Raw genomic sequence first — 24,487 nt, forward strand, 5'->3', positions numbered from 1 at the left:
CGCAAACGCTGCGAGTGGCTCGCCCGGTGCGTGGTGGCGAGGCTCGGGCCATGGACGGAACGGCGGTTTGGACGGCGGATCGGGCGGCGGATCGCGCGGCCGGTTCCGCGGCGGATTCTGCAGCGGGTTTCGCGGCGGGTTTCGCTGCGGGTTTCGCAGCCGGCGACGAGCGCTGCATGGAGGCGGTCTACCGGCGCTGGCGGCCGTTGGTCCACTCGCTCGCCCACCGGTGCCTCGGCGACGAGCGGGAGGCCGAGGACGTCACGCAGCAGGTGTTCCTCGCCGCCTGGCACGGCCGGCGCCGCTACCGGCCCGGGCCCGGCGGGTTCGGGGCCTGGATCACCGGCATCACCCGGCACAAGGTGGCCGACGCCCTGGAGGCGCGGACCCGGCGGGCCCGGGCGGCCGCGGCCGCCGCCCGCGCCGCCCCCGGTGCGGCCTGCCGTCCCGGCGGCCTGCCGCGGCAGGAGTCTGAGCAGGTCCTGGACCGGGTACTGGTCCTCGGCGAACTGGCCAGGCTGCCGTTCGAGCAGCAGCGGGTGCTGCGCCTCGCGTTCTACGCGGACCTGACGCAGACGCAGATCGCGGACCTCACCGGGCTGCCGCTGGGCACCGTCAAGAGCCATATGCGAAGGGCTCTGTGCCGGCTGCGCCGGTCACTGCCCGCGCCGGCGCGAGCGACTCGATGACCGCGAGGCCCGAGCGCAGCCCGTACAGCCGCTCGGTGCGCGGGGCGTGCGCGTCCGGGCTCCAGCCGGGTCCGGCGAGCAGCAGCGCCGGGCGGGTGCGGGCACCCCGCAGGCCCCACTCGATGCCGGCCACCGACCGGGCCAGGGCCGGGTCGGCGGTCGTACGGGACTGCGCCCACAGGACGACGGCCCGCGGGCCGGTGCGCCGCACGGCGTCGCGCAGGGCCTCGGCGGGCAGGGCGGCCCCGAACATCCGGGCGGGCAGGCCCCGTTGGCCGAGGACCGCGGTCAGGGCCTCGATGGGCAGGCTGTGCTGCTCGCCGGGGACGCAGGCGAGGAGTACGGGCGGGGTCCCGGGCGGCTCGGGCGCGGGCCGGATCCGGTGCAGCGCCGAGGAGACCTGCCAGGACAGCAGGTGTTCGACCTCCACGTAACGCTCCCCGGCGGTGGCCCATTTGCGCCCGACGGCGTGCAGGGTCGGCGCGATGACCTCCTCCCAGGCGGTGACCAGGCCGTGCTCGGCCAGGGCCGCCTCCAGCAGCTCCGCCACGGTCGGCGCGTCCAGGCGTACGGCGGCCCGCGAGAGCCCCCGGCACTCCGGGCGGACCGCCCCGAGCGGGAGCGCGCCCGTCCCGCCGGGGGTCGGCGCCGGTGCCGCCGCCTCGGCACCGCGCTCGCCGAGGGCAACCGCGAGGGCTGCCCTGGCCGCTTCGGCCGGCGGTACCCCGTCGGCGGTGAGCCGGCACATCAGCTCCATCCGGGCGATGTCCTGCGGGGTCCAGCGGCGGTGCCGGCCTGCCTCGCGACGGGCCGGGCCGATCGCGTACCGGCGCTCCCAGGAGCGCAGCGTGGTCGGCGAGACCCCGAGGCGGCGGGCGACCGCGCCGGTGCTCAGCGCGGCGGCGGGCCGGGGCTGGGGCTGCGGTGGTGTCTGGGGCACGCGGTCCACCCGCTCACGATAGGGCTCCGGGGCCGGGGCCGGGCGCTCATGCGGTTCCGCGTCCGCGCCGGAACCGGTCGAGCCCGTCGGCGAGTTCCACGATCCGGTCCGGGTAGGCGTAGCGGGCCCGCTCGGGCGCGGGCAGCCGCCAGGGTTCGTGCACCTGCGGGGCGTCCAGCCCGGCGAGCTCCGGCACCCAGCGGTGCACGTAGCGGCCCGCCGGGTCGTAACGCAGGCCCTGGCGGACCGGGTTGAGGACCCGGTTGGGGCGGGTGTCGGTGCCCGTCCCGGCCACCCACTGCCAGTTGAGCTGGTTGTTGGCGAGGTCCCCGTCCACGAGGAGGTCCAGGAAGTACCGGGCCCCGATCCGCCAGTCCACGTACAGGGTCTTGGTGAGGAAGCTGGCGGTGAGCAGCCGGCCCCGGTTGTGCATCCAGCCCTCGTGGCGCAGCTGGCGCATGGCCGCGTCGACCACCGGGTAGCCGGTGCGGCCGTCCTTCCAGGCCTCGGTCTCCTCCTCGGCGGCGGCCCCGGTGCGCCAGTGGTCCCGGCGGTCGCGGTAGTCCCGTACGGCGGTCTCGGGGCGGGCGGCGAGCACCTGGTGGTGGAAGTCGCGCCAGCAGATCTGCCGGACGAAGGCCTCGGCGCCGGGGCCGACGGCGGCGGCGCGGGCACGGTGGACGGCCTCGGCGGGCGAGAGAGTGCCGAAGTGGAGGTGCGGGGAGAGCCGGGAGGTGGCGTCTCCGGCCAGGTCGTCGTGGGCGTCCTCGTAGCGGGAGAGGCCGGCGCGCAGCCAGCGCCTGAGAAGGTCGCGGGCCGTGCGCTCGCCGCCGCGGGCGAGGCCCGGGGAGACGCCGGTGACGGCCGCGCGCCGGGGCAGCGGGTCGGAGCCGATGCCGTCGGGCACGCGGACGGAGCGCGGGGCGGGGGCGACGGCGCGGGGCGGCAGTTCGGTCCAGCGGCGGAAGTACGGGGTGAAGACGGCGAAGTGGTCGGAGCCGGCGGGGAGCACGGCCCCGGGGGCGGCGGCCGTGATGACCGCCTCGTGCACGTAGAGCCGAACGCCCTCGGCTTCGAGGGCGGCGCGGAGCCGTTCCTCGCGGGCGTGGGCGTAGCCGCTGACCCCGGCCGCCATGTGGACCTCGTCGGCGTCGCACTCGTGGACGAGGGCGCAGACCTCGGCGACGGCGTCGCCGGAACGCAGCACCAGGCGGCCGCCGCGCTCGCGCAGCCCGGCGTCCAGGTCGGCCAGGCAGTCGGCGAGGAAGGCGAGCCGGTTGGGAGCGGCGAAGCCGGCCGCCTCGACGGCCCGGTCGCGGACGAAGAGCGGCACCACCCGGTCGCAGGAGGAGAGGGCCGCGCGCAGCGGCGGATGGTCGTGCAGGCGCAGGTCGGAGGTGTACAGGACCACCGCGACGTTCATGGGTTCTCTCGCTCCGCGTCGGGGCCGGGGGGACGGCTGTCGTCCGGTACTTCGGCGCGCACGGGCCGGTCGGATGCGGATGCGGTGTCCCGGGATGCGGTGTCGGTGGATGCGGTGTCCCGGGATGCGGAGTCGGTGGATGCGGAGTCCCGGGTCGCGGCTGCCTCGTCGTCCAGGCGGCGCGCGGCGCGGGCGATGTTGCGGGCCATGCCGCCGAAGACGACGGCGTGGAAGGGCGACACGCTCCACCAGTAGAGGTGGCCGAGCAGCCCGCGCGGATGGAAAAGGGCCCGCTGCCGGTAGCGGGCGCCCCGGACGGCGCCGCCCTGGTCCGGATCCGGCGGCGGGGCCGGGTCCGCGTGCATCTCCAGCCAGGCCAGCCCCGGCAGCCGCATTTCGGCGCGCAGCCGCAGCAGCCGGCCCGGTTCGATCTCCTCCACCCGCCAGAAGTCCAGGGAGTCCCCTACCCGCAGCCGGGCTGCGTCGCGCCGGCCGCGCCGGATGCCGACCCCGCCGACGAGCCGGTCCAGCCAGCCCCGTACCGCCCAGGCCAGCGGGAACGAGTACCAGCCGTTCTCCCCGCCGATACCCTCCACCACCTGCCACAGCGCCGCGGGTGAGGCGTCGACCGTGCGTTCCCGCCGGTCGGTGTAGAGGCTGCCGCCCGCCCAGTCGGGGTCGGTGGGCAGCGGGTCGCTGGGCGCGCCGGGCAGGGAGGCGGAGGACCAGCGGGTGGTCACGTTCGCCTCGCGCACCCGCTGCAGGGCCAGGGACACGGCCTGGTCGAAGCCGATCGGGGCGCCGGGCGGGTCGGGGACGTACCGCGCGATGTCGTGTTCCGCGCAGACGACCTCGTGGCGCAGGGATTCGGCGAGCGGCCGGGCCAGGGCCCGCGGGACAGGGGTGACCAGGCCGATCCAGTGGCTGGACAGCCGCGGGGTCAGCATCGGGACGCGCAGGATGAGCCGGTGGGGCAGGGCGGCGACGGCGGCGTAGCGGCGCATCATCTCCTCGTACGTGAGCACGTCGGGCCCGCCGATGTCGAAGGCGCGGTTGACCTCGGGCGGCATGTCGGCGCTTCCGACGAGGTAGCGCAGGACGTCGCGGACGGCGATGGGCTGGACGCGGGTGCCGACCCAGCTGGGGGTGACCATGACCGGCAGCCGTTCGGTCAGGTAGCGCAGCATTTCGAACGAGGCCGAGCCGGAGCCGATGATGACGGCGGCGCGCAGGACAGTGGCCGGCACCCCGGAACCGAGGAGGATCTCGCCGACCTCGGCGCGGGAGCGCAGGTGCGGGGACAGGTCGCGGAGCGGGATCCCGGCCGGGGTGAGCCCGCCGAGGTAGACGATGCGGCGGACGCGGGCCGCGCGGGCCTGTTCGGCGAAGATGCGGGCGGCGGCGCGGTCTCGCTCCTCGAATCCGGATCCGGCGCCGAGGGCGTGGACGAGGTAGTAGGCGACGTCGATGCCGTGCAGGGCCGCCGCGACGGACTCGGCGTCGGCGGCATCGCCGCGGACGACCTCGGCGCGCCCGGCCCACGGGTGGTCGCGCAGCTTCCCGGGGGACCGGGCCAGGCACCGGACGCGGTGCCCGGCGTCGAGGAGCTCGGGCACCAGACGGCCGCCGATGTAGCCGGTGGCCCCGGTGACCAGGCAATGCAGGCCGGTGGTGTTCGTCATCGCTGTCTCCGCTCCTCGTACGTGTCCGCAATCCCGCAGTCGGCACCCCCGCAAGGGATTCCCCTGGAGCGGCGCCGGCGGATGCACTGCGACGACGGGCACTCCACTGGGCCATTGGTACAGTCCTGTCATGGCGGTGGACGAGCTCGACACCCGGATCCTGCGCCTGCTGATCGAGCAGCCGCGCACCAGCGTCCGCGAGTACGCCCGGCTCCTCGGGGTCGCGCGCGGCACCCTGCAGGCCCGGCTGGACCGGCTGGAGCGCACCGGGGTGATCACCGGGACCGGTCCCGTGCTCTCCCCCGCGGCGCTCGGGCATCCCGTACTGGCCTTCGTGCACATCGAGGTCACCCAGGGGCATCTGGACGAGGTCGGCGAGGCGCTGGCCGCCGTACCCGAGATCATCGAGGCCTTTTCGATCACCGGCGGCGGGGATCTGCTGACCAGGGTGGCGGCCCGGGACAACGCGCACCTGGAGGACGTGATCCAGCGGCTGATCCGGCTCCCGGGTGTGGTCCGCACCCGTACGGAGGTGGCGCTGCGCGAGCGGGTCGCGCACCGGCTGCTGCCGCTGGTGGAGTCCGTGGGCCGGGCGGCCCGCAAACCCTGACCTGGAGACGCTGGAGGTCCCCGGGGTCCGGTACGGGATCGGGGCCGGTGGAACAGCTGCCGGCCGAGCAGAACGCCGCCTGCCTGGAGCCGGCCCGGACCGGGACCGAGGTCTTTCCCGAGATGCGGAAGTTCGGGGAGCGACGGTCCGCGCAGGGTGTCCCGACGGCGGTGGCCTCCGGGTCCTCGCGCGCGGCGCTCGACGCCGTGCCGGCCGGGACGGGCCCGGATGCGCTGCTGACCACGGTGGTCTCCGCCGAGGAGGTGGCGCACGGCAAGCCCGCTCCCGACGTGTTCCTCGATGCGGCCCGCCGCCTCGGCGCGGATCCCGCCGACTGCGTGGTCCTCGAGGACGCGGCGCCGGGCGCGCAGCCCGCCCACCCGGCCGGCACGGCCTGCGCGGCCGACCCGTACCGCCACCGGGTGGGTGACGGCCCGCGCCCGTCAGCCGATGACCACGCGGAAGCCGCTCCCGTTGCGCGGGCCGAGCCGAGCGGTCACTCGGAGTTCGGGCATCGAGCCGTTCACGTTGAACTCCCCGTGTCCCGCACCCAACCGGGCCGATCGCTGACCGCGGTAGCGGAAGTACACCGCCAAGTGGTGAGTCCCGGCCTCAACGGGGATTTCTGTCGTCCCCCACGCCGCTTCCCGCTCGACGCCGTCGATGTCCACCAGCGGTCTGGTGAACGCGCGATGGAACGGCAGCGCGATCAGGGACGGTTGGATGTGGATCAGCAGTTTCGTCATCAGTAGGTCCCCAGTAGATCGATTCAGGAGGAGCCGAGCACCGATTCGGGACGGAATCCGCGCGCGGCACCGACCAGCGCGCAAGCCGTGATCAGGGCGGTGATGCCGCCTGCGCTGATCAGCAGCCGGACCGGTCCGAGTTCGGTCAGACCGAGCGCCAGCGCCAGCAGGGCTCCGAAGCCGGGTGACATGGCGACGATGCTGATTAGTGCACCGCCATTGCCTGCAAGGCCCGTCTGCCCCGGTTGGGCCAGGCGCGGGAACGACAGGCTGAGCATGAGGGCGAGCGCGGCACCTGCCCAGGCCGCCAGCAGGGGCAGGCCAAGGGCCAGTGCCAGATATCCACCGTCCGGCGAAAGGCTGTCGTGGTGGAGCCAGTTGGAGACGGCGAGGGCAAGTGCTCCGAGCGCTGTCATCACCGCCCACTGGCTGGTGGTGACGACGAGGGCGTAACCGAGCAGCCCGCCGGCGATGCTGGCCGGGGTATACGGAGCCGCGAGCATCGCCTCCAGTGCGCCGACTCCGGCTTCGGCGCCGATGGCATTCCGTACGGCCAGCCCGGCACCGAGAGTGCCGTGTACGGCCACCACGCCGGGAATCAGCGTGAGCAGGAGGCCGGCGGCGATCACATCGCCCGTGGCCCCGTACTGGAGGCCGAGCGCGGCGCTGCTGTCGGCGCCGTTCGTGCCGCTGTCATCAGAGGCCAGCGGCAGGGCGACAGCCGAGGCGAGTGACAGGACGAAGGGGAGGAAGACAGTGGCGAGACTCCGTAACCGTTCCCTTCGCACCCGCCACAGCAGCGCCGTTGCCAGAGTCCGCGACCGCGCCAGGCAGAGTGCCGCGTCACTTCGTGTCACGAGCCGTCCCTTCCGCCTGGAGCTGGAGGTATACCTCTTCCAGCGGGTTGCGCACGGGCACCACCTCGTGCACCCCTATGCCCTCTCCGATGAGCCCCGCCACCAGGACTTCGGCAGCCCTCTCGGAGGCCACCTCGACGACGACCGGACCCTTCCTCTGCCGCTCCCAGCGATGACCCAGCCTCTCCAGGGCGGCAGGTAGGTCCCCCGAGCCCCGTATCTGCAGACGGTAGGAACTGCCCAGCAGGGCTGCCCGAAGCGCCGCCGGCTCGCCGCGCCCGACTATCCGTCCGCCGTGCAGGACCGTTACGTCGTCGGCCAGCCGGTGCGCCTCGGTCAGAGCGTGTGTGGAGGTGACGATGGTGTGGCCGTGATCGGCCAGCTCCGTCAGATGATCCGACAGCTGCTCTGCCGTCGTCGGATCGAGACCTGACATCGGCTCGTCGAGCAGCAGGATCGGGGGCCGGCCGAGGAATGCTTTGGCCAGGCCGACTCGCTGGTTCTGGCCGCGGCTGAGGCTGCCGACCCTCTGATCGGCGAGTCCCTCAAGTCCCAGCAGCGTCAGGACATCGGCGATCCGTGCCTCCGAAGGCCCGGATGGCATGCCCAGCACCCGGACCCAGTAGCGCAGGTTGTCCATCACGCTCAGCCGGGGCGCCAGCGCCGACCGATGACTGGCAAGCCCGATCGCGGATTTCGCGTCCGCCTGACGGTACGGGTTCTTGCCGTTGACCAGGACGGTCCCCTGCATCGGGGGCAGGATCCCGGCGAGGACCCGGAAGGCCGTCGTTTTGCCTGACCCATTGGGTCCGAGCAATATGTGAACCCCCGGACCGTATTCGAGGTCTATATCCCGTAAGACGACGCTGCCCCGATACCCTGCGCAGACTCCCTCTGCCGTCAGTGTGGCCATGGGTCCCGCCTCGCACCGCAGATGATCAGTCACCCTTCCGTCAGACCGTGCCGAGTTCGGCCGGCGATCGGGCGAACCCGGGCTTCTCTCCGTGGATCTCGCCCGGTTCCTCGGTATGTGGGGCAACCGACGCGGGCATGGCGGCGACGACCGCACAACCGATCATCACCAGGGCGAAGCTCCACAACCCCATGGTCACAATGATCATCCCACGGAGCAGGACGTCAAACACCAGGGCGACTTTTCGCCATCGGTCGGACCCGAGCAGGCACACAGCGATGATCAGCTCCACGACCAGGGCCCCCCAGGTCATGCCGACCACCACCACGGGAATCTTGGAGAGTTCCAGGAACAGTCCGTCCAGTGGCTCACTAATGCCGAACATGTTGTCCCGCAGGAAGTAGTACTCCGCTGTGCCGTTGGCCCAGTCGGCCACACCGAACTTGCTGATGGCAGTGTCGAGGTAGAGGTAGGCGAGCTGGATGCGAATCGCCCAGAAAGCGGCGAGGGCAATCGCGCGACCATTCAGCCGAAGCGGTTTGTCCGGGCTGCTCCAATGCCACCTGCGGTCGTCCGCCAGGCATATCGGCAGCATGAGCAGCGAGATGATCAGGGCGACCGACTCGCCGCCGTCCGGCACTGAAATGCTCACAGCGATCGAATAGACGGCCCAGAGTTGCGGAAGCGCCGTCCACCGGGGTCGATACCCGCTGGCCGCAACCGAAAGCACTGCAACTGGGGGCTGACGCTGTTTCTGCCTCCATGGGTGCAGACGCCGGGGCGGCGCCGGATGCGCGCGGCGGTGGTGGTCCTCGACCGGGAGATCGAGCACGTCATACGCGAGCACGAGGAGGCCTCGGCGAGCGGCGCGGAGCGCGACGACCTGCTGAGCCGACTGCTCGCGACCCGCGACGAGCACGGCGGTCCGCTGTCCTGTAGGGAGCTGCGCGACGAGTCGATCACCCTCTGCATCGGCAGTCACGAGGCCACCTCGACCTGGGCCTGGCAGCTGCTGTCGGGCGCCCCCGAGGCGCAGGCCCGGCTGGGCGAGGAACTGGAGCGGGTGCTCGGCGGACGGCTGCCGACGTACGAGGACTAGGAGCGGCTGACCTGGACCCGGCAGGTGGTCAGGGATTCGCTGCGGCTCTATCCGCCGGTCTGGCTGATCTCGGCGGTGGCCGGGGAGGGCGCCGTGATCGGCGGGCGGCTGATGCCGGCGGGCACGGGCGTGTGGACCAGCCCGTGGTCGATGCACCCGGACGCGCGGTGGTTCCCCGACCCGGAGGCCCTCCGTCCGGAGTGCTGGGACGCGGACGCCCCGCATCCGGTCCCGGAACACGCCTGGTTCCCCTTCGGCGGCGGGCCGCGGGCCTGCCTGGGCGCCCGGTTCGCCCTGGTGCTGGCGGTCCGGGCCCAGCGCTTCCTCCTGGACACCGGACGCGCCCCGGTTCCGGTCTTCCCGGGCCTCACCCGGCAATCCACCACCCCGGTCCCGGCCACCCTGCGGCGGGCGGGAACGCCACTCCGGCCCGCCGCCGCGCACTGTTCGCGCCCCTGACCGGGCGGGAAGATCCGGGCGGGTCCGCGAGTTGGTAGAACCGTGAACGACATGATGCGGGGTGCGGCGGACGTCGACGTGGTGGTCGTGGGAGCCGGGCAGGCGGGGCTGTCCAGCGCGTACCACCTGGCGCGGGCCGGGATCGACCACGTGGTGCTCGACCATGCACCGAAGCCCGGCGGCGCGTGGCAGTTCCGCTGGCCCTCGCTGACGTACGGCAAGGTGCACGGGATGCACGCCCTCCCCGGCATGGAGCTCACGGACGCCGACCCGCTGCGGCCGTCTTCGGCGGTGATCGGGGAGTACTTCGGCGCGTACGAGGACCGGTTCGGGCTGCGCGTACGGCGGCCCGTGGACGTCAGGGCCGTACGGGACGGGGCCGACGGGCGGCTGCGCGTGGAGTCCTCGGCCGGGACCTGGTCGGCACGGGCCCTGATCAACGCGACGGGGACCTGGGACCGGCCGTTCTGGCCGCGCTACCCGGGCCAGGAGACCTTCCGGGGCCGCCAGCTGCACACCGCGAACTATCCGGGTCCGCAGGAGTTCGCCGGGGCCAGGGTGGTCGTGGTGGGCGGCGGCACCTCGGCGGTGCAGCACCTGCTGGAGATCGCCGAGGTGGCGGCGGAGACCACCTGGGTGACCCGGCGTCCTCCGGTGTTCCGCGACGGGAGCTTCGGCGAGGCCGAGGGCCGGGCCGCGGTGGCCCTGGTGGACGAGCGGGTGCGCCAGGGGCTGCCCCCGCAGAGCGTGGTCAGCGTGACCGGACTCCCGCTGAACGAGGCCGTCCGGGCCGGGCTGGCCTCGGGGGTACTGGACCGCCGGCCCGTGTTCGACCGGATCACGGCGACGGGTGTCGCCTGGGCGGACGGGCGGCAGGTGGAGGCCGACGTGATCCTGTGGGCCACCGGGTTCCGGGCCGCCATCGACCACCTGGCCCCGCTGCACCTGCGCGAGCCAGGCGGCGGCATCCGGGTCGAAGGCACCCGTGCGGTCCGCGACGAGCGGGTCCACCTGGTCGGCTACGGCCCGTCGGCCTCGACGATCGGCGCCAACCGCGCCGGCGGCGCGGCGGTGCGCGAGATCCGCCACTTGCTGGCCCGAGGCGCCGATGACACGGAAGGCGCCCGCGAACCGGCCGCCGTCGGCTCCGTCTGAGCGGCCTCGGGGAGGTGCCGTGCCGGGCGGCGTGGAGGCGTGCCCCACTTCCCCGCGGCCGCTCAGCCGGCGCGGGAGCCCGCTTGGGCCCGCCCGGCGCCCTCACTGCTCCCCGTGCCGGCACCGGCGCCGGCCCGGATCCGGTTGAACTCCGCGACGTGCTTCTTGTGTTCCTCGTAGCTCGCCGAGAAGCGGGTGTCCCCCGGCTTCACGGTGACGAAGAACAGCCAGTCGCCGGGTGTCGGCGCGACGGCCGCCGCCATGGCCTCCAGGCCCGGGCTGTCGATCGGCGTCGGCGGGAGCCCTTGGCGCTCGTAGGTGTTGAAGGGGCTGTCGATCCGGGTCTCGCTCAGCGTGGTGTCCACCGTGTTGCGGCCCAGCGCATAGTTGATGGTCGAGTCCATCTGGAGCGGCATCGACCGTGCCAGCCGGTTGTGGACCACCCGGGCGACCTTGCCCTGGTCGGCGCGGGATTCGGCTTCCGCCTCGATGATGCTGGCGAGGGTGGCCGTCTGATACGGGGTCATCCCGTGCGCCTTGCCACCGTCGGCGACGGCCTTGGTCGCGAGCTTCCGGTTGGCCGTCTGCACCATGTAGGCGAGCAGGGTGGCCGGTGTGGACTTCGAGGTCACCGGGTACGTCGCCGGGAACAGGAAGCCCTCCGGATTGCCCTTCGCCTCTGCGGGCAGGGCCAGTCCGGCCGTGGCGACCGCCGCCTTGGCGGAACCTGCCGGGAGCTTCAGCTCGCGGTCGATCGCGGCGTACACCTGGGGTGCCCGCCAGCCCTCGGGGATGGTCAACTGGCGGGGCTTCTCGGGGGCCTCCGCGCTCCGCAGCAGCGGGAAGAGGGCGGCCACACCGAGGGCGAGCAGCATGCCGAGGAGGAGCGCCAGACGGCCCCGGCGGGTGAGCCGGGAACGACGCCGTGGCGGCTGGTACTCATGACGCATGCGGGCACGCTAACCCGCGAAGTGCCGCATGTCGGGCATTACGCCGCCCATCGGTCATACGATCACACGTTTACCGGCGTGGGCTGCGCAGCTCCGTCGGCCGACCCGACGGTCTTGGCCAACGACACGTCCCGGACCACTCGGGCCGCGGCCGTCTCCGGGGTGAGCGCAGTTTCCCGATCCCGGCGGACCAGGGCCGCGTACCGGCCGTCCGCCTCCAGCAGCTCCTCGTGCGTACCGCGCTCGGCGATGCGGCCCTTGTCCAGTACGACGATCTGGTCGGCGTCGCGGACCGTGGAGAGCCGGTGCGCGATGGTGATCGTGGTACGGCCTTGGGACAGGTTGTCGATGGCCCGCTGCACGGCATGCTCGGTACGGGTGTCCAGAGCACTGGTCGCCTCGTCGAGGATCAGCACCGGTGGGTCGCGCAGGATGGTGCGGGCGATGGCGAGGCGCTGCTTCTCACCTCCGGAGAAGCGGTAGCCGCGCTCGCCGACCAGGGTGTCGTACCCGTCGGGCAGGGACTCGATGTGGTCGTGGATCTGGGCCGCACGGGCCGCCTCGGCGATCTCCTCGTCGGTGGCGTCCGGCTTGGCGAAGCGGAGGTTGTCGGCGACCGAGGCGTGGAAGAGGTACGTCTCCTGGGAGACCACGCCTATGGAGCGGGCCAGCGAGTCGAAGTCGAGTTCGCGTACGTCCACGCCGTCGAGGGCGACCCGGCCGCCGGTCACGTCGTAGAGCCGGGGCACGAGGTAGCTCAGGGTGCTCTTGCCCGAGCCGGTCGGGCCGACCACGGCGAGCGAGCCGCCGGCCGGGACGGTGATGTCGATCCCCGTCAGCGTGGGCCCGTGCTTGGCGTCGTACGCGAAGTGCACGTCCTCCAGCCGGACCTCGCCCCTGGCCCGGTCCAGGCGCACCGCGTCCGCGCGCTCGGTGATGTCCACCGGCAGGTCGAGGTACTCGAAGATCCGGCCGAACAGGGCGAGCGAGGTCTGGATCTGCACGCCGGTCGACAGCAGGCTCACGGCGGGCCGGAACAGGCCCTGCTGGAGCGTGACGAAGGCGACGAGGGTGCCGACCGAGAGCGAGGGGGCGCCCGACTGCAGGGCCATGCCGGCGGCCCAGTAGATGAGCGCGGGCATGGCGGCCATGACGATGCCGATGGTGGACATCCGCCAGCGCCCGGCCATGCTGGAGCGCACCTCGAGGCCGACGAGCTTCTCGGACTCGTCGGAGAACGACTGGGTCAGCGAGTCGGCGCGGCCCATCGTGCGACCGAGGAGGATGCCGCTCACCGACAAGGACTCGGTGACCGTGGCGGCCATGGCGGCCATCTGCTTCTGCCGCTGGAGCGTGATCTTCTTGCGCTCGCGGCCGACGCGCCGGCTGATCCACACGAACACCGGCAGCAGGAGCAGCGAGACGAGGGTGAGCCGCCAGTCGAGCGCGAGCATCGCGACGACGGAGGCGATCACGGCCGTCAGGTTGGAGACGAGCGAGGTCGCGGTGGAGGTGACGGTGGCCTGCATGCCGCCGATGTCGTTGGCTATGCGGGACTGCACCTCGCCGGTCCGGGTGCGGGTGAAGAAGGCCAGCGGCATCCGCTGGAGCTGGGCGTACACGGCGGTGCGCAGGTCGTGCATGACGCGCTGGCCGACGGTGGTGGAGATCAGGGTCTGGAGCACGCCGAACACGCTGGTGACGACGGCGGTGAGGATCATGCCGAGCGCGAGCAGGCTGAGCAGCCCGGTACGCCCCTCGGGGATCGCGACGTCCAGGATCTCCTTCAGCAGGAACGGCGAGGCCACTCCGACCAGCGAGGAGGCGCAGACGAGCAGCCCCACGACGGCGAGGCGGCCGCGGTAGGGGCGGAACAGGCCCACGATCCGGCGCAGCTCACGCGGCTGCTCCTCGGGGGCGGGGCGATTGGGGTCGAGGGCTTCTTTCGATGGGGTCCACTTCGGTTCTTCGGGGCGCATGGGCCTCCTTCTGACGAGACTCGCATGAGCATAGCTCATTGTTACCTATGCTCACAATGAATCTGGTCCTGGTACTGTTTCCCAGTATGAGCACCGCTTCCGAAACCGACAGCACAGACGGCGTCCTCGCCGAACAGCTGCTGCGGCTGACCCGCCGGCTGCACCGGATCCAGAAGCGCCACCTGGAACCGCTGGGCATCACCCCCGCCCAGAGCCGGCTGCTGCGCCTCGTCTCGCACTACGACGGCGACGAGCCGCCCCGGATGGCGGACCTCGCCGCCCGTCTGGAAGTCGTGCCCCGCGCCGTGACCACGCTGGTGGACGGCCTGGAGGCCGCCGAATGCGTGCGCCGCGCGCCCGACCCGGCGAACCGGCGCGTCATAAGGATCGAGCTCACCGACACGGGCCGCGCCACGCTGCGCCGGCTGCGCAACGCGCGAACCGACGCGGCAGAGGAGATCCTGGCTCCGTTGACCGCCGGGCAGCGCGAGGTGCTCGGCGGCCTGCTGAACGCTCTGACGGACGCCCCGATGGAGCGCCGCTGCTGAGAAGGCCGCTCCCGGGGCCGGGAAAGACTCCCCGGGACTAGGCCGAACGAGTAGGCAAGGGGTCGCGCATGCCGCTGCTGGAACCGAGGCCCGGCGCCCTGCGCCCCCGCAGCATCAGCGGCCCCGCCCCCGAACGGGTCCCCGAGCACCACGCCGCCGGTACCCCGGAGCCGCTGCGCACCGAGCTGACGGAGCTGCTGGGCGCCGAGAAGGTGCTGTGGAAGGTCTCCGACCTGGTCCGCTACGCCTCCGACGCCTCGCCGTACCGGTTCGTGCCGCAGGTGGTGGTGATCGCCGAGGACATCGACGACGTCTCCGCGGTCCTCTCCTACGCCCACGGCCGCGGGCGCGAGGTCGTCTTCCGGGCCGCCGGGACCTCGTTGAACGGCCAGGCCCAGGGCGAGGACATCCTGGTCGACGTACGCCGCCACTGGGCCGGCACCGAGGTGCTGGAGGACGGCCGCCGGGCCCGGATCCGGCCCGGCACCACCGTGGCGCGGGCCAATGCCGCGCTCGCCCGGCACGGCCGCATCCTCGGCCCCGACCCGGCGAGCGCCATCGCCTGCACCCTCGGCGGGGTCGTCGCCAACAACGCGTCCGGCATGACGGCGGGCACCACGCGGAACTCGTACCGCACGCTCTCCTCCCTCACCTTCGTGCTGCCCGGCGGCACCGTCGTGGACACCGCCGATCCGCTGGCCGACGAGGAGCTGGTGCGCGCGGAACCGGCGCTGTGCCGCGGGCTGATGGAGATCAAGCAGGAGATCGAGGCCGATCCCGAGCTCGTCGCCCGGATCCGGGCCAAGTACGAGATCAAGAACACCACCGGCTACCGCCTCGACGCGTATCTGGACGGCGCCACGCCCGTCGAGATCCTGCGCGGGCTCATGGTCGGCTCGGAGGGCACGCTCGGCTTCATCGCCGAGGTCGTCTTCGACACCATGGCGCTGGACCGCGAGCTCACCAGCGCCTTGCTCTTCTTCCCCTCGCTGCCCGCGGCGGCCGCCGCCGTACCGCTGTTCAACGAGGCGGGCGCCCTCGCCGTCGAGGTGATGGACGGCAACACCCTGCGCGCCTCGGTCAGCGTCGAGGGCGTCCCCGCCGACTGGGCCGGCCTGCCGAAGGACACCACCGCCCTGCTGGTGGAGTTCCGCGCTCCGGACGAGGCGGGGCGCGCCGAGTACGAACGGCGCGCCGCCGCGGTCCTCGCCGGGCTGGACCTGGTCGCGCCGGTGGCCTCGGTCACCAACGCCTTCACCCGGGACACGAAGACGATCAACGGCTACTGGAAGGCCCGCAGGGCCTTCGTCACCGCCGTGGGCGGGGCCCGCGCCTGCGGCACCACCCTGATCACCGAGGACTTCGCGGTGCCGCCCTCCCGGCTGGCCGAGGCCTGCGAGGCGCTCCTCGCGCTCCAGGCGGAGCACGGCTTCGACGCGGCCGTCGCGGGCCACGCGGCCCACGGAAACCTGCACTTCCTGCTCGCCTTCGACGCCGCGAAGCCCGCCGACGTGGAGCGGTACGGGGCCTTCATGGAGGCGTTCTGCCGGCTGACCGTGGAGCGGTTCGACGGCTCGCTGAAGGCCGAGCACTCCACCGGCCGCAACATGGCCCCCTTCCTGGAGCTGGAGTGGGGGCCCCGGGCCACCGAGCTGATGTGGCGGACGAAGCGGGTCGTCGACCCGGACGGACTGCTCGCCCCGCGCATCCTCCTCGACCGCGACCCGAAAGCCCATCTGCGCGGGCTGAAGACGATTCCGCAGGTGGAGGCGGTGGCCGATCCGTGCATCGAGTGCGGCTTCTGCGAACCGACCTGCCCCAGCGAGGACCTGACGACCACGCCCCGGCAACGGATCGTGCTGCGCCGGGAGATGATGCGGCAGCAGCCGGGCTCCCGGGTGCTGGACGGACTGCTCGAGGCCTACGGCTACGACGCCGTGGACACTTGCGCGGGCGACTCCACCTGCAAGCTGGCCTGCCCCGTCGGCATCGACACGGGCGCCCTGATGCGGGACTTCCGCCATCGTCGGCACAGCCCGCGCGAGGAGCGGGCCGCCGCGCTCGCCGCGACGCGGTTCAAGACCGTGGAGAGGGCCGCCCGGCTGGCCGTGGCCGCCGCCGACAAGATCACAGACCGGGTCGGGAACCGGCTGCTGGAGGCGGTCACCGGGGCCGCGCGCAAGGCCGTACGCCCCGACCTGGTTCCGCAGTGGCTGCCGCAGATGCCCGGCGCGGCCGCACGGAAGCTGCCCGGCACCCGGCGGGTGGGCGCGGCGGCCGTGTACTACCCGGCCTGCGTGAACCGCATCTTCGGCGGTCCCGAGGGCCCGCCCGGGCCCTCCCTGCCCGAGGCCGTGGTGGCGGTGTCGGAGCGGGCCGGGAAGCCGGTGTGGATCCCCGGTGACGTCGCGGGCACCTGCTGCGCGACGATCTGGCACTCCAAGGGCTACGACGCGGGGAACCGGGTGATGGCCAACCGGATCGTGGAGGCCGCCTGGGGCTGGACCGCCGGCGGGCGGCTGCCGCTGGTGGTCGACGCGTCCTCGTGCACGCTGGGCATCGCGCACGAGGTGGTCCCGTACCTGACGGACGACAACCGGTCACTGCACGCGGAGCTGACGGTCGTCGACTCGATCGTGTGGGCGGCGGACGAGCTGCTCCCGCACCTGGAGATCCGGCGCACGGTGGGCTCGGCCGTGCTCCACCCGACCTGCTCGATGCGGCACTTGGGCGACGAGGCGCAGCTGCGGGCGGTGGCCGGGGCGTGCGCGACCGAGGTGGTCGTTCCGGACGATGCGGGCTGCTGCGCCTTCGCGGGCGACCGGGGCATGCTGCACCCGGAGCTCACGGCCTCGGCGACGGAGCGCGAGGCCGCGGAGGTGACGTCGCGCGCGTTCGACGCGCATCTGTCGGCGAACCGGATGTGTGAGGTGGGCATGGACCGGGCCACCGGCCGCAGCTACTACTCGGCGCTGCTGGAACTGGAGCGGGCCACCCGTCCTTGACGTGGCGATACGTGGCCGGTCAGGCCGCAGGAACGCCGCACATCCCGCCACGTAAGGCCTTGGCCAACGCAAAATCGATTGCCCGGGACCGGTCCGGAAGGCGAACCTTGCACGGTTTGAACCCCTCGACCAGTCATGAGGCGTCATGCAGATCAGCGATCTTCCGTATCCGGATCCCGGGGTACCCGATGCTCGCTCCGGCCCGCGCTTCCTGGTGTGGCTGGGGCGGGGCCAACTCGGCGGGCAGGTCAGGAGCCTGTGCTGGGGACTGGTGCACTTCTGCGGCATCGCCGGGCTCCCGTACGTGCTGGGGCTGGGCGTCGACGCGGTCGTACGGCGCAACGGCACCGGGCTGCTGCTGGTCGGCGCGCTGCTGGTGCTGATCGGCGTCGCCATCTCGGCCGGCGACGCGATGCTCCACCGGACCGCCGTCACCAACTGGATCACGGCCGCCGCGCGCGTGCAGCAGCTGCTCGCCCGCAAGACCGCCGAGCTGGGCTCCGCCCTGACCCGGCGGGTCGCGGCGGGCGAAGTGGTCGCGGTCTCCACGGGCGACGTGGAGAAGATCGGCTGGTTCGTCGAGGCGGTCTCCCGCTTCCTCGCCGCCGCCTTCGCCGTCGTCGCCATCTGCGTCGGCCTGCTGTTCTACGCGCCGTCGATCGGCGTGGTCGTGGCGATCGGCGTCCCGGTGCTCGCCCTGTCCGTGCTGCCGCTGCTGCCGCGCGCCACCCAACGCGCCGACATCCAGCGCGAGAAGGCCGGCAAGGCCACCGAACTGGCCTCCGACACCGTGGCCGGCCTGCGGGTGCTGCGCGGCATCGGCGGCGAGGAGCTGTTCCTCGGCCGCTACCGCGAGGCCTCGCAGGAGGTCCGCAAGGCGGCCGTGCGCAGCGCCCGGATGTGGGCGCTGATCTCCGCGATCCAGGTGCTGCTGCCGGGCGTACTGCTGATCACCGTGGTCTGGTACGGCTCCGTGCTCGTGCTGGGCGGCCGGCTGGCGGTCGGTGAACTCGTGGCCGCCTTCAGTGCGGTGGCCACGATGCTCTACCCGCTGCGGCACTTCGAGGAGATCGCCATGGCGTACTCCTTCTCCCGGCCCTCCGCCAAGCGGGCCGCCCGGGTGCTGTCGCTGACGCGTACGGACGCCCCGGTGCCGGGGGCGCCTGAAGCCGGGATCGCGCAGGCTCCGACCCCCGGCGGTGACCTGTACGACCCCGCGACCGGACTGCTGGCCCCGGCGGGCCGTTTCACCGCCGTGGTGTGCGGGGACCCGGACCTGGCGGGCCGGCTCGCCGAGCGCCTCGGCGGCCATCCGGCGGACGACGGGCCGGCTGCCGACCGGGTGTCGGTGCTGCTGGGCGGGGTCGCGCTGGACGAGCTCGCACTGGACACGGCGCGCACGCTGGTCCTCGTACAGGACAAGGACCCGGTGCTGCTGTCCGGAACCCTGCGCGAGCTGTTCGCCGTACCGGCGTCCGGAGCGGTCGAGCCCCAGGACGCGCTGGCCGCCGCCCAGTGCGGGGACGTCCTGGACGCGCTGCTGCAGTCGGCGCCGGACGGGGTGGACGACCCGATGGACGCGCGGATCACCGAGCGCGGCCGGTCCCTGTCCGGCGGGCAGCGCCAGCGGCTCGCGCTGGCGCGGTCCCTGGCCACCGACCCGGAGGTGCTGGTGCTGGACGAGCCGACCTCGGCGGTCGACTCGCACACCGAAGCGCGGATCGCGGACGGGATCACCGCCCTGCGCGCCGGGCGCACGACGGTGGTACTGGCCTCCTCGCCGCTGCTCCTGGACCGTGCCGACCGGGTGGTCCTGGTCCACGAGGGCGCGGTCGCCGCGACCGGTACGCACCGCGAACTGCTGCACGGCGAACCGCTCTACCGGGCGGTCGTCACGCGCGAGACCGACGAGGAGCAGCGCGTGGCCCGTATCGAACTGCCCCGGCTGGAAGAAGCCCAGCTGGAAAAGGCACTGACAGAGATCGAGGAATCCGCATGATCGGCGTGGCGCCGCCGCAATACGATCCGGCGGCCCCCGAATCGGCCGCCACCTTGCCCGTGGGCACGACGGCGACCGTCCGGGGCTATGTGCGCGGCCTGTTCCGGCGGCACCGGCGGGCCTTCGTTGTACTGGTGACGGTCAACGCGGTCGCGGTGATCGCCTCCATGGTCGGCCCGTACCTGCTGGGCCGGGTCGTGGACCAGCTGGCGGCAGGGGCGCGCGAGCTCCATCTGGGGCGCGTGGCCCTGCTGTTCGCGCTGGCCCTCGTGGTCCAGACGTTCTTCGTCCGACTGGTCCGGCTGCGCGGCGCGATGCTCGGCGAAGAGATGCTGGCCGACCTGCGCGAGGACTTCCTGGTTCGGTCCGTGGGCCTGCCCCCGGGCGTACTGGAGCGGGCCGGCACCGGTGATCTGCTGTCGCGGATCACCACCGACATCGACCGGCTGGCCAACGCGATGCGCGAGGCCGTTCCGCAGCTGGCGATCGGCGTGGTCTGGGTGGGGCTGCTCTTCGGGGCGCTCACCGTGACCGCGCCGCCGCTGGCCCTGGCCGCGCTGGTGGCGCTGCCGGTGCTGGTGATCGGCTGCCGCTGGTACTTCAAGCGGGCTCCCTCCGCGTACCGCTCGGAGGCGGCCGGGTACGCGGCGGTCGCGGCCGTGCTCACCGAGACGGTGGACGCCGGGCGCACGGTCGAGGCGCACCGCCTCGGGCCGGGCCGGATCGCGCTGTCGGAGCGGCGGATCAAGGAGTGGACGGCGTGGGAGCGGTACACGCTGTTCCTGCGGACGGTCCTGTTCCCCGTCGTCAACGTCACCTTCGTGACGATCCTCGGCTCCGTGCTGATGATCGGCGGCTACTGCGTGCTGCAGGGCTGGATGTCGGTGGGGCAGCTGACCACGGGCGCGCTGCTGGCCCAGATGATGGTCGATCCGATCGGACTGATCCTGCGCTGGTACGACGAGCTGCAGGTCGCCCAGGTCTCCCTCGCCCGCCTGGTCGGCGTCCGGGAGATCGAGCCGGACGCGGGCGACGCGGCCGTCTCCCCGGCGGGACGGGATGTCCGGGCCGACGAGGTGCGCTTCGGCTACCGGGAGGGCGTGGACGTGCTGCACCAGGTGTCCATGTCCGTGCCGCCGGGCACCCGGATGGCGCTGGTCGGTCCCTCGGGGGCGGGCAAGTCCACGCTGGGCCGGCTGCTGGCGGGCATCTACGCGCCGCGGACCGGCGAGGTGACCCTCGGCGGGGCGCAGCTGTCGCGGATGCCCGCGGAGCGGGTGCGCGAGCAGGTGGCGCTGGTCAACCAGGAGCACCACGTGTTCGTGGGCTCGCTGCGGGACAACCTCCGGCTGGCGCGCACCGAGGCGGCCGACGCCGAGCTGTGGGCGGCTCTGGAAGCGGTGGACGCGGACGGCTGGGCCCGGGCTCTGGAGACGGGTCTGGACACCGAGGTGGGTTCGGGCGGTACGGCGCTGACCCCGGCGCAGGCGCAGCAGATCGCGCTGGCCCGGCTGGTGCTGGCGGACCCGCACACGCTGGTCCTGGACGAGGCCACCTCGCTGCTGGACCCGCGGGCCGCACGGCATCTGGAGCGTTCGCTGGCCCGGGTGCTGGACGGCCGTACGGTGATTGCGATCGCCCACCGGCTGCACACCGCGCACGACGCGGATGTGATCGCGGTGGTCGAGGGCGGCCGGATCAGCGAACTGGGCTCGCACGACGAGCTGGTCGCGGCGGACGGCGCCTACGCGGCGCTGTGGCGCTCCTGGCACGGCTGACCCGCCGCGCGCCGGCTGCCGTACGAGGCCCCGCTCCCCCGCTGCTGCGCGGGGACCGGGGCTTTGCGCGCCCCACTTCCCCGAGGCCGCTCAGATGAAGCCGAGGGCGGAGGCTCCGCCTATGCCGCCGAGCAGCATGAACACGGGCATGAGGACCTTGAGCTCCACCCAGCTGCCGGCCCGGAAGCGCATCCCCTTGGGCGGGCCGATGGGGTACCAGCGCTTCCCTGCGATCGGCAGGGGCCACAGGATGGGGCAGCCGGAGACGGTCAGGGCGTCACCGATGTCGTGGACCAGGGCGCCGAGCAGGATCGGCAGGCCGAGCCAGAGGTATTCCTGGCCGGGGCCGGTGAACAGCCATCCGGCGCCGTTGCCGGGCTGGTCGAGGACACCGGCCAGGATCCAGGCGCTGGTGGCGCCGAGCAGCCAGACGAGGACGTCGCTGGACATCCGGGCGGCCCGCCACAGCAGGCCCTCGACGGCCAGGACCAGGTGGACGAAGAGCAGGACGAGCACGCCCCAGCGGTCGGTGGTGGCCGCCAGCGCGGAGGAGCCCGCGCCGATGAGGACGGCCCACAGCCAGGTGTGCGTCAGGGTGCGGTGACCGCCCGTGCGGCGGGCGTCCTTCGGGGCCCGGGTGGCTTTGTAGACGGCGTAGGAGATCTTGTCGACCACCTCGCACAGGCCCCGGGAGAGCGGGCCGAAGGCACGCGAGATCGTCGCCGACTTGTGGTCCAGGTCGGGGGCGAGGGCCGCGCCGGCACAGATGAGCGCGCCGACGACGAGGACCGGCCAGGGCATCGGGTGCCCGGCGGCCGCGGCCGCCGCTCCCACCCCCAGCCAGGCTGCCGCCCCGGACAGTGAGTGCGCCGGACCCATCATGGTCGTTCCCCGCCCCAGTCGTGTGGTGGTCGGGCCCTGTTGACGGTTTCGTTCGGGCCCGGTCGACGGCACAGCGTACCGTCGGTGATCTTCGCCGTATCCGCCGGTTCCCTGTTCCGGCGGGAAGCCAGGCAAGATGGGGGGTGTGACCCTCATTGATCAGCTCCCGCCGAACGCCGACCCCGACGCCCTCTTCGAGGCTTTCTCCTCGTGGGCGGAGGATCAGGGCATCACCCTGTACCCGGCGCAGGAGGAGGCGCTGATCGAGGTCGTCTCCGGGGCGAACGTGATCTTGTCCACCCCGACCGGCTCCGGCAAGAGCCTGGTCGCGGCCGGCGCGCACTTCACCGCCCTCGCCCAGGACAAGGTCACCTTCTACACCGCCCCGATCAAGGCGCTGGTGTCGGAGAAGTTCTTCGACCTGTGCAAGCTCTTCGGCACCGAGAACGTCGGCATGCTGACCGGCGACGCCTCCGTGAACGCGGACGCCCCGGTGATCTGCTGCACCGCCGAGGTGCTGGCCTCCATCGCCCTGCGTGACGGCAAGTACGCCGACATCGGCCAGGTCGTCATGGACGAGTTCCACTTCTATGCCGAGCCGGACCGCGGCTGGGCCTGGCAGATCCCTCTGCTGGAGCTCCCGCAGGCGCAGTTCGTCCTGATGTCGGCGACCCTCGGCGACGTGAAGCGGTTCGAGGAGGACCTGACCCGGCGCACCGGCCGGCCGACCTCGGTGGTCCGCTCCGCGAGCCGGCCCGTCCCGCTGTCGTACGAGTACGTCACCACTCCGATCACCGACACGATCACCGAGCTGCTGGAGACCCGGCAGGCCCCGGTCTACATCGTGCACTTCACGCAGGCCCAGGCGGTCGAGCGCGCGCAGTCGCTGATGAGCATCAACATGTGCACCCGTGAGGAGAAGGACAAGATCGCCGACCTGATCGGCAACTTCCGCTTCACCACCAAGTTCGGCCAGAACCTCTCCCGCTACGTCCGGCACGGCATCGGCGTCCACCACGCCGGCATGCTGCCCAAGTACCGGCGCCTGGTCGAGAAGCTGGCCCAGGCCGGCCTGCTGAAGGTCATCTGCGGTACCGACACCCTCGGCGTCGGCGTCAACGTCCCCATCCGCACGGTGCTGTTCACCGCGCTCACCAAGTACGACGGGAACCGGGTCCGCACGCTGCGCGCCCGCGAGTTCCACCAGATCGCCGGCCGCGCGGGCCGGGCCGGCTTCGACACGGCGGGCTACGTGGTCGCCCAGGCGCCCGAGCACGTCATCGAGAACGAGAAGGCCCTCGCGAAGGCGGGCGACGACCCTAAGAAGCGCCGCAAGGTGGTGCGCAAGAAGGCTCCCGAGGGCTTCGTCGCCTGGTCGGACACCACCTTCGAGAAGCTCATCGCCGCCGACCCGGAGCCGCTCACCTCGCGGTTCAAGGTCACCAACATCATGCTGCTGTCGGTCATCGCCCGTCCGGGCGATGCCTTCCAGGCGATGCGCCACCTCCTCGAGGACAACCACGAGCCGCGCAAGGCGCAGCTGCGGCACATCCGCCGGGCCATCGCGATCTACCGCTCGCTGCTGGACGGCGGTGTGGTCGAGAAGCTCGACACCCCTGACGCGGAGGGCCGCACCATCCGGCTCACCGTCGACCTCCAGCAGGACTTCGCGCTCAACCAGCCGCTGTCCACCTTCGCCCTGGCCTCCTTCGACCTGCTGGACCCCGAGTCCCCCTCCTACGCGCTGGACATGGTCTCCGTCGTCGAGTCCACGCTGGACGACCCGCGGCAGATCCTGGCCGCCCAGCAGAACAAGGAGCGCGGCATCGCCGTGGGCGCCATGAAGGCCGACGGGATCGAGTACGAGGAGCGGATGGAGCGTCTCCAGGACGTCACCTATCCCAAGCCGCTCGAAGAGCTCCTCTTCCACGCCTACGACGTGTACCGCAAGAGCCACCCGTGGGTCGGCGACCACCCGGTCTCCCCGAAGTCGATCATCCGCGACATGTACGAGCGCGCGATGACCTTCACCGAGTTCACCTCCTTCTACGAGCTCGCCCGCACCGAGGGCATCGTGCTGCGCTACCTGGCGAGCGCGTACAAGGCGCTGGACCACACCATCCCCGACGACCTCAAGTCCGAGGACCTCCAGGACCTCATCGCCTGGCTGGGCGAGCTCGTCCGCCAGGTCGACTCCAGCCTGCTCGACGAGTGGGAACAGCTGGCGAACCCGGAGGTGGAGACGGCGGAGCAGGCCCAGGAGAAGGCCGACCAGGTCAAGCCGGTCACCGCGAACGCGCGCGCCTTCCGCGTCCTGGTCCGCAACGCCATGTTCCGCCGCGTGGAGCTCGCCGCGCTGGACCACGTCGACCAGCTCGGCGAGCTGGACGGCGAGGCCGGCTGGGACGCCGACGCCTGGGGCGAGGCCATGGACGCGTACTGGGACGAGTACGACGACCTGGGCACCGGCCCCGACGCGCGCGGCCCGAAGCTGCTCCAGATCGAGGAGGACCCGGCGCACGGCCTGTGGCGCGTCCGCCAGACCTTCGCGGACCCGAACGGGGACCATGGCTGGGGCATCAGCGCCGAGGTCGACCTCGCGGCCTCCGACGAGGAGGGCCGTGCAATCATCCGGCTGACCTCGGTCGGTGAGCTCGGCGCGCTCTGACCTCCCCCTGGACTCCGTCCGGGGGGACCCCCACCCGCAAGCGACCGGCCCCGCCGGCTCCGGTTTCCCTCCGGCGGCGCCCGGACCCGACAGTGGAGAACCTCT

Annotated in this window: 18 protein-coding genes and 1 pseudogene; 10 read left to right on the forward strand and 9 right to left on the reverse strand. The window is 72.7% G+C overall.

What is annotated here, in order from left to right; genetic code table 11:
* The first annotated feature begins 176 nt into the window (after nucleotides 1-176).
* Nucleotides 177-689, forward strand: coding sequence for an RNA polymerase sigma factor (locus ACZ5WG_RS06250; RefSeq protein WP_468721042.1), 513 nt, complete (start codon nucleotides 177-179; stop codon nucleotides 687-689).
* On the opposite strand, the gene ACZ5WG_RS06255 is transcribed toward ACZ5WG_RS06250, so the two are convergent.
* The 3 genes from ACZ5WG_RS06255 to ACZ5WG_RS06265 are packed head-to-tail and all read right to left on the reverse strand — an operon-like array spanning nucleotide 616 to nucleotide 4,734.
* Nucleotides 616-1,638: a MerR family transcriptional regulator gene (locus ACZ5WG_RS06255; protein ID WP_468721043.1), complete on the reverse strand. Its 1,023-nt coding sequence runs from the start codon at nucleotides 1,636-1,638 to the stop codon at nucleotides 616-618. The two genes, ACZ5WG_RS06250 and ACZ5WG_RS06255, sit on opposite strands and share 74 nt — an antisense overlap.
* A gap of 37 nt (nucleotides 1,639-1,675) precedes the next feature.
* Nucleotides 1,676-3,052, reverse strand: coding sequence for a cryptochrome/photolyase family protein (locus ACZ5WG_RS06260; protein WP_468721044.1), 1,377 nt, complete (start codon nucleotides 3,050-3,052; stop codon nucleotides 1,676-1,678).
* Nucleotides 3,049-4,734 (reverse strand): SDR family oxidoreductase, encoded by a 1,686-nt coding sequence (locus tag ACZ5WG_RS06265; RefSeq protein WP_468721045.1) that lies wholly within the window; start codon nucleotides 4,732-4,734, stop codon nucleotides 3,049-3,051. Before ACZ5WG_RS06265 ends, ACZ5WG_RS06260 begins: the two co-directional genes overlap by 4 nt.
* 130 nt (nucleotides 4,735-4,864) lie before the next feature.
* Here ACZ5WG_RS06265 and ACZ5WG_RS06270 point away from each other — a divergent pair, with 130 nt between their 5' ends.
* Both ACZ5WG_RS06270 and ACZ5WG_RS06275 read left to right on the forward strand, forming a co-directional pair.
* Complete coding sequence (locus ACZ5WG_RS06270; RefSeq protein ID WP_030296745.1) at nucleotides 4,865-5,344, forward strand: Lrp/AsnC family transcriptional regulator; 480 nt, start codon at nucleotides 4,865-4,867, stop codon at nucleotides 5,342-5,344.
* Between the two features lie 47 nt (nucleotides 5,345-5,391).
* Nucleotides 5,392-6,096, forward strand: coding sequence for an HAD family hydrolase (locus ACZ5WG_RS06275; protein ID WP_468721046.1), 705 nt, complete (start codon nucleotides 5,392-5,394; stop codon nucleotides 6,094-6,096).
* Between the two features lie 17 nt (nucleotides 6,097-6,113).
* Here ACZ5WG_RS06275 and ACZ5WG_RS06280 read toward each other — a convergent pair whose 3' ends face one another.
* Genes ACZ5WG_RS06280 through ACZ5WG_RS06290 form a run of 3 tightly spaced genes read right to left on the reverse strand, consistent with a single transcriptional unit; the run spans nucleotide 6,114 to nucleotide 8,590 of the window.
* Complete coding sequence (locus tag ACZ5WG_RS06280; protein WP_468721048.1) at nucleotides 6,114-6,947, reverse strand: hypothetical protein; 834 nt, start codon at nucleotides 6,945-6,947, stop codon at nucleotides 6,114-6,116.
* Complete coding sequence (locus tag ACZ5WG_RS06285) at nucleotides 6,934-7,860, reverse strand: ABC transporter ATP-binding protein (RefSeq protein WP_468721049.1); 927 nt, start codon at nucleotides 7,858-7,860, stop codon at nucleotides 6,934-6,936. The genes ACZ5WG_RS06280 and ACZ5WG_RS06285 overlap by 14 nt, the downstream gene beginning before the upstream one ends.
* Nucleotides 7,861-7,900: 40 nt before the next feature.
* Nucleotides 7,901-8,590 (reverse strand): sporulation-delaying protein SdpB family protein, encoded by a 690-nt coding sequence (locus tag ACZ5WG_RS06290; RefSeq protein WP_468721050.1) that lies wholly within the window; start codon nucleotides 8,588-8,590, stop codon nucleotides 7,901-7,903.
* On the opposite strand from ACZ5WG_RS06290, the pseudogene ACZ5WG_RS06295 reads away from it, so the two are divergent.
* Both ACZ5WG_RS06295 and ACZ5WG_RS06300 read left to right on the forward strand, forming a co-directional pair.
* Nucleotides 8,537-9,418, forward strand: a pseudogene (locus ACZ5WG_RS06295) (cytochrome P450). The gene ACZ5WG_RS06290 and the pseudogene ACZ5WG_RS06295 overlap by 54 nt on opposite strands.
* A gap of 51 nt (nucleotides 9,419-9,469) precedes the next feature.
* Nucleotides 9,470-10,573, forward strand: a complete 1,104-nt coding sequence (locus ACZ5WG_RS06300) for an FAD-dependent oxidoreductase (RefSeq protein WP_468721457.1) — start codon at nucleotides 9,470-9,472, stop codon at nucleotides 10,571-10,573.
* Nucleotides 10,574-10,635: 62 nt separating this feature from the next.
* Here the strand turns inward: ACZ5WG_RS06300 and mltG are convergent, their stop codons facing one another.
* On the reverse strand, nucleotides 10,636-11,523 hold the full coding sequence (gene mltG, locus ACZ5WG_RS06305) for an endolytic transglycosylase MltG (RefSeq protein ID WP_468721051.1): 888 nt from the start codon (nucleotides 11,521-11,523) through the stop codon (nucleotides 10,636-10,638).
* Nucleotides 11,524-11,585: 62 nt separating this feature from the next.
* Entirely contained in the window at nucleotides 11,586-13,502 is a 1,917-nt protein-coding gene (locus ACZ5WG_RS06310; RefSeq protein ID WP_468721053.1) for an ABC transporter ATP-binding protein, read from the reverse strand.
* A gap of 86 nt (nucleotides 13,503-13,588) precedes the next feature.
* Here ACZ5WG_RS06310 and ACZ5WG_RS06315 point away from each other — a divergent pair, with 86 nt between their 5' ends.
* From ACZ5WG_RS06315 to ACZ5WG_RS06330, 4 genes are all read left to right on the forward strand, one after another.
* Nucleotides 13,589-14,050, forward strand: coding sequence for a MarR family winged helix-turn-helix transcriptional regulator (locus ACZ5WG_RS06315; RefSeq protein ID WP_266631687.1), 462 nt, complete (start codon nucleotides 13,589-13,591; stop codon nucleotides 14,048-14,050).
* A gap of 68 nt (nucleotides 14,051-14,118) precedes the next feature.
* Complete coding sequence (locus ACZ5WG_RS06320; RefSeq protein WP_468721055.1) at nucleotides 14,119-17,055, forward strand: FAD-binding and (Fe-S)-binding domain-containing protein; 2,937 nt, start codon at nucleotides 14,119-14,121, stop codon at nucleotides 17,053-17,055.
* Between the two features lie 145 nt (nucleotides 17,056-17,200).
* Nucleotides 17,201-19,054 carry an ABC transporter ATP-binding protein gene (locus tag ACZ5WG_RS06325; RefSeq protein WP_468721057.1) on the forward strand — a complete coding sequence of 618 codons (1,854 nt, stop codon included), beginning with the start codon at nucleotides 17,201-17,203 and terminating at the stop codon, nucleotides 19,052-19,054.
* On the forward strand, nucleotides 19,051-20,832 hold the full coding sequence (locus ACZ5WG_RS06330; protein ID WP_468721059.1) for an ABC transporter ATP-binding protein: 1,782 nt from the start codon (nucleotides 19,051-19,053) through the stop codon (nucleotides 20,830-20,832). Before ACZ5WG_RS06325 ends, ACZ5WG_RS06330 begins: the two co-directional genes overlap by 4 nt.
* 90 nt (nucleotides 20,833-20,922) lie before the next feature.
* Here the strand turns inward: ACZ5WG_RS06330 and ACZ5WG_RS06335 are convergent, their stop codons facing one another.
* Nucleotides 20,923-21,714 carry a metal-dependent hydrolase gene (locus ACZ5WG_RS06335; protein WP_133898761.1) on the reverse strand — a complete coding sequence of 264 codons (792 nt, stop codon included), beginning with the start codon at nucleotides 21,712-21,714 and terminating at the stop codon, nucleotides 20,923-20,925.
* Between the two features lie 145 nt (nucleotides 21,715-21,859).
* Between ACZ5WG_RS06335 and ACZ5WG_RS06340 the strand changes: the two genes are divergently transcribed.
* Nucleotides 21,860-24,382, forward strand: coding sequence for a DEAD/DEAH box helicase (locus ACZ5WG_RS06340; RefSeq protein ID WP_468721061.1), 2,523 nt, complete (start codon nucleotides 21,860-21,862; stop codon nucleotides 24,380-24,382).
* The last annotated feature ends 105 nt before the right edge of the window (nucleotides 24,383-24,487 follow it).

This window comes from Streptomyces sp. NPDC032745 (assembly GCF_055579465.1).

Coding starts and splice junctions, on each gene's coding strand:
- ACZ5WG_RS06250 (WP_468721042.1), top strand. CDS start 177: ATGGAGGCGGTCTACCGGCGCTGGCGGCCGTTGGTCCACTCGCTCGCC.
- ACZ5WG_RS06310 (WP_468721053.1), bottom strand. CDS start 13,502: ATGCGCCCCGAAGAACCGAAGTGGACCCCATCGAAAGAAGCCCTCGAC.
- ACZ5WG_RS06300 (WP_468721457.1), top strand. CDS start 9,470: ATGATGCGGGGTGCGGCGGACGTCGACGTGGTGGTCGTGGGAGCCGGG.
- ACZ5WG_RS06265 (WP_468721045.1), bottom strand. CDS start 4,734: ATGACGAACACCACCGGCCTGCATTGCCTGGTCACCGGGGCCACCGGC.
- mltG (WP_468721051.1), bottom strand. CDS start 11,523: ATGCGTCATGAGTACCAGCCGCCACGGCGTCGTTCCCGGCTCACCCGC.
- ACZ5WG_RS06285 (WP_468721049.1), bottom strand. CDS start 7,860: ATGGCCACACTGACGGCAGAGGGAGTCTGCGCAGGGTATCGGGGCAGC.
- ACZ5WG_RS06325 (WP_468721057.1), top strand. CDS start 17,201: ATGCAGATCAGCGATCTTCCGTATCCGGATCCCGGGGTACCCGATGCT.
- ACZ5WG_RS06335 (WP_133898761.1), bottom strand. CDS start 21,714: ATGATGGGTCCGGCGCACTCACTGTCCGGGGCGGCAGCCTGGCTGGGG.
- ACZ5WG_RS06320 (WP_468721055.1), top strand. CDS start 14,119: ATGCCGCTGCTGGAACCGAGGCCCGGCGCCCTGCGCCCCCGCAGCATC.
- ACZ5WG_RS06270 (WP_030296745.1), top strand. CDS start 4,865: ATGGCGGTGGACGAGCTCGACACCCGGATCCTGCGCCTGCTGATCGAG.
- ACZ5WG_RS06330 (WP_468721059.1), top strand. CDS start 19,051: ATGATCGGCGTGGCGCCGCCGCAATACGATCCGGCGGCCCCCGAATCG.
- ACZ5WG_RS06315 (WP_266631687.1), top strand. CDS start 13,589: ATGAGCACCGCTTCCGAAACCGACAGCACAGACGGCGTCCTCGCCGAA.
- ACZ5WG_RS06260 (WP_468721044.1), bottom strand. CDS start 3,052: ATGAACGTCGCGGTGGTCCTGTACACCTCCGACCTGCGCCTGCACGAC.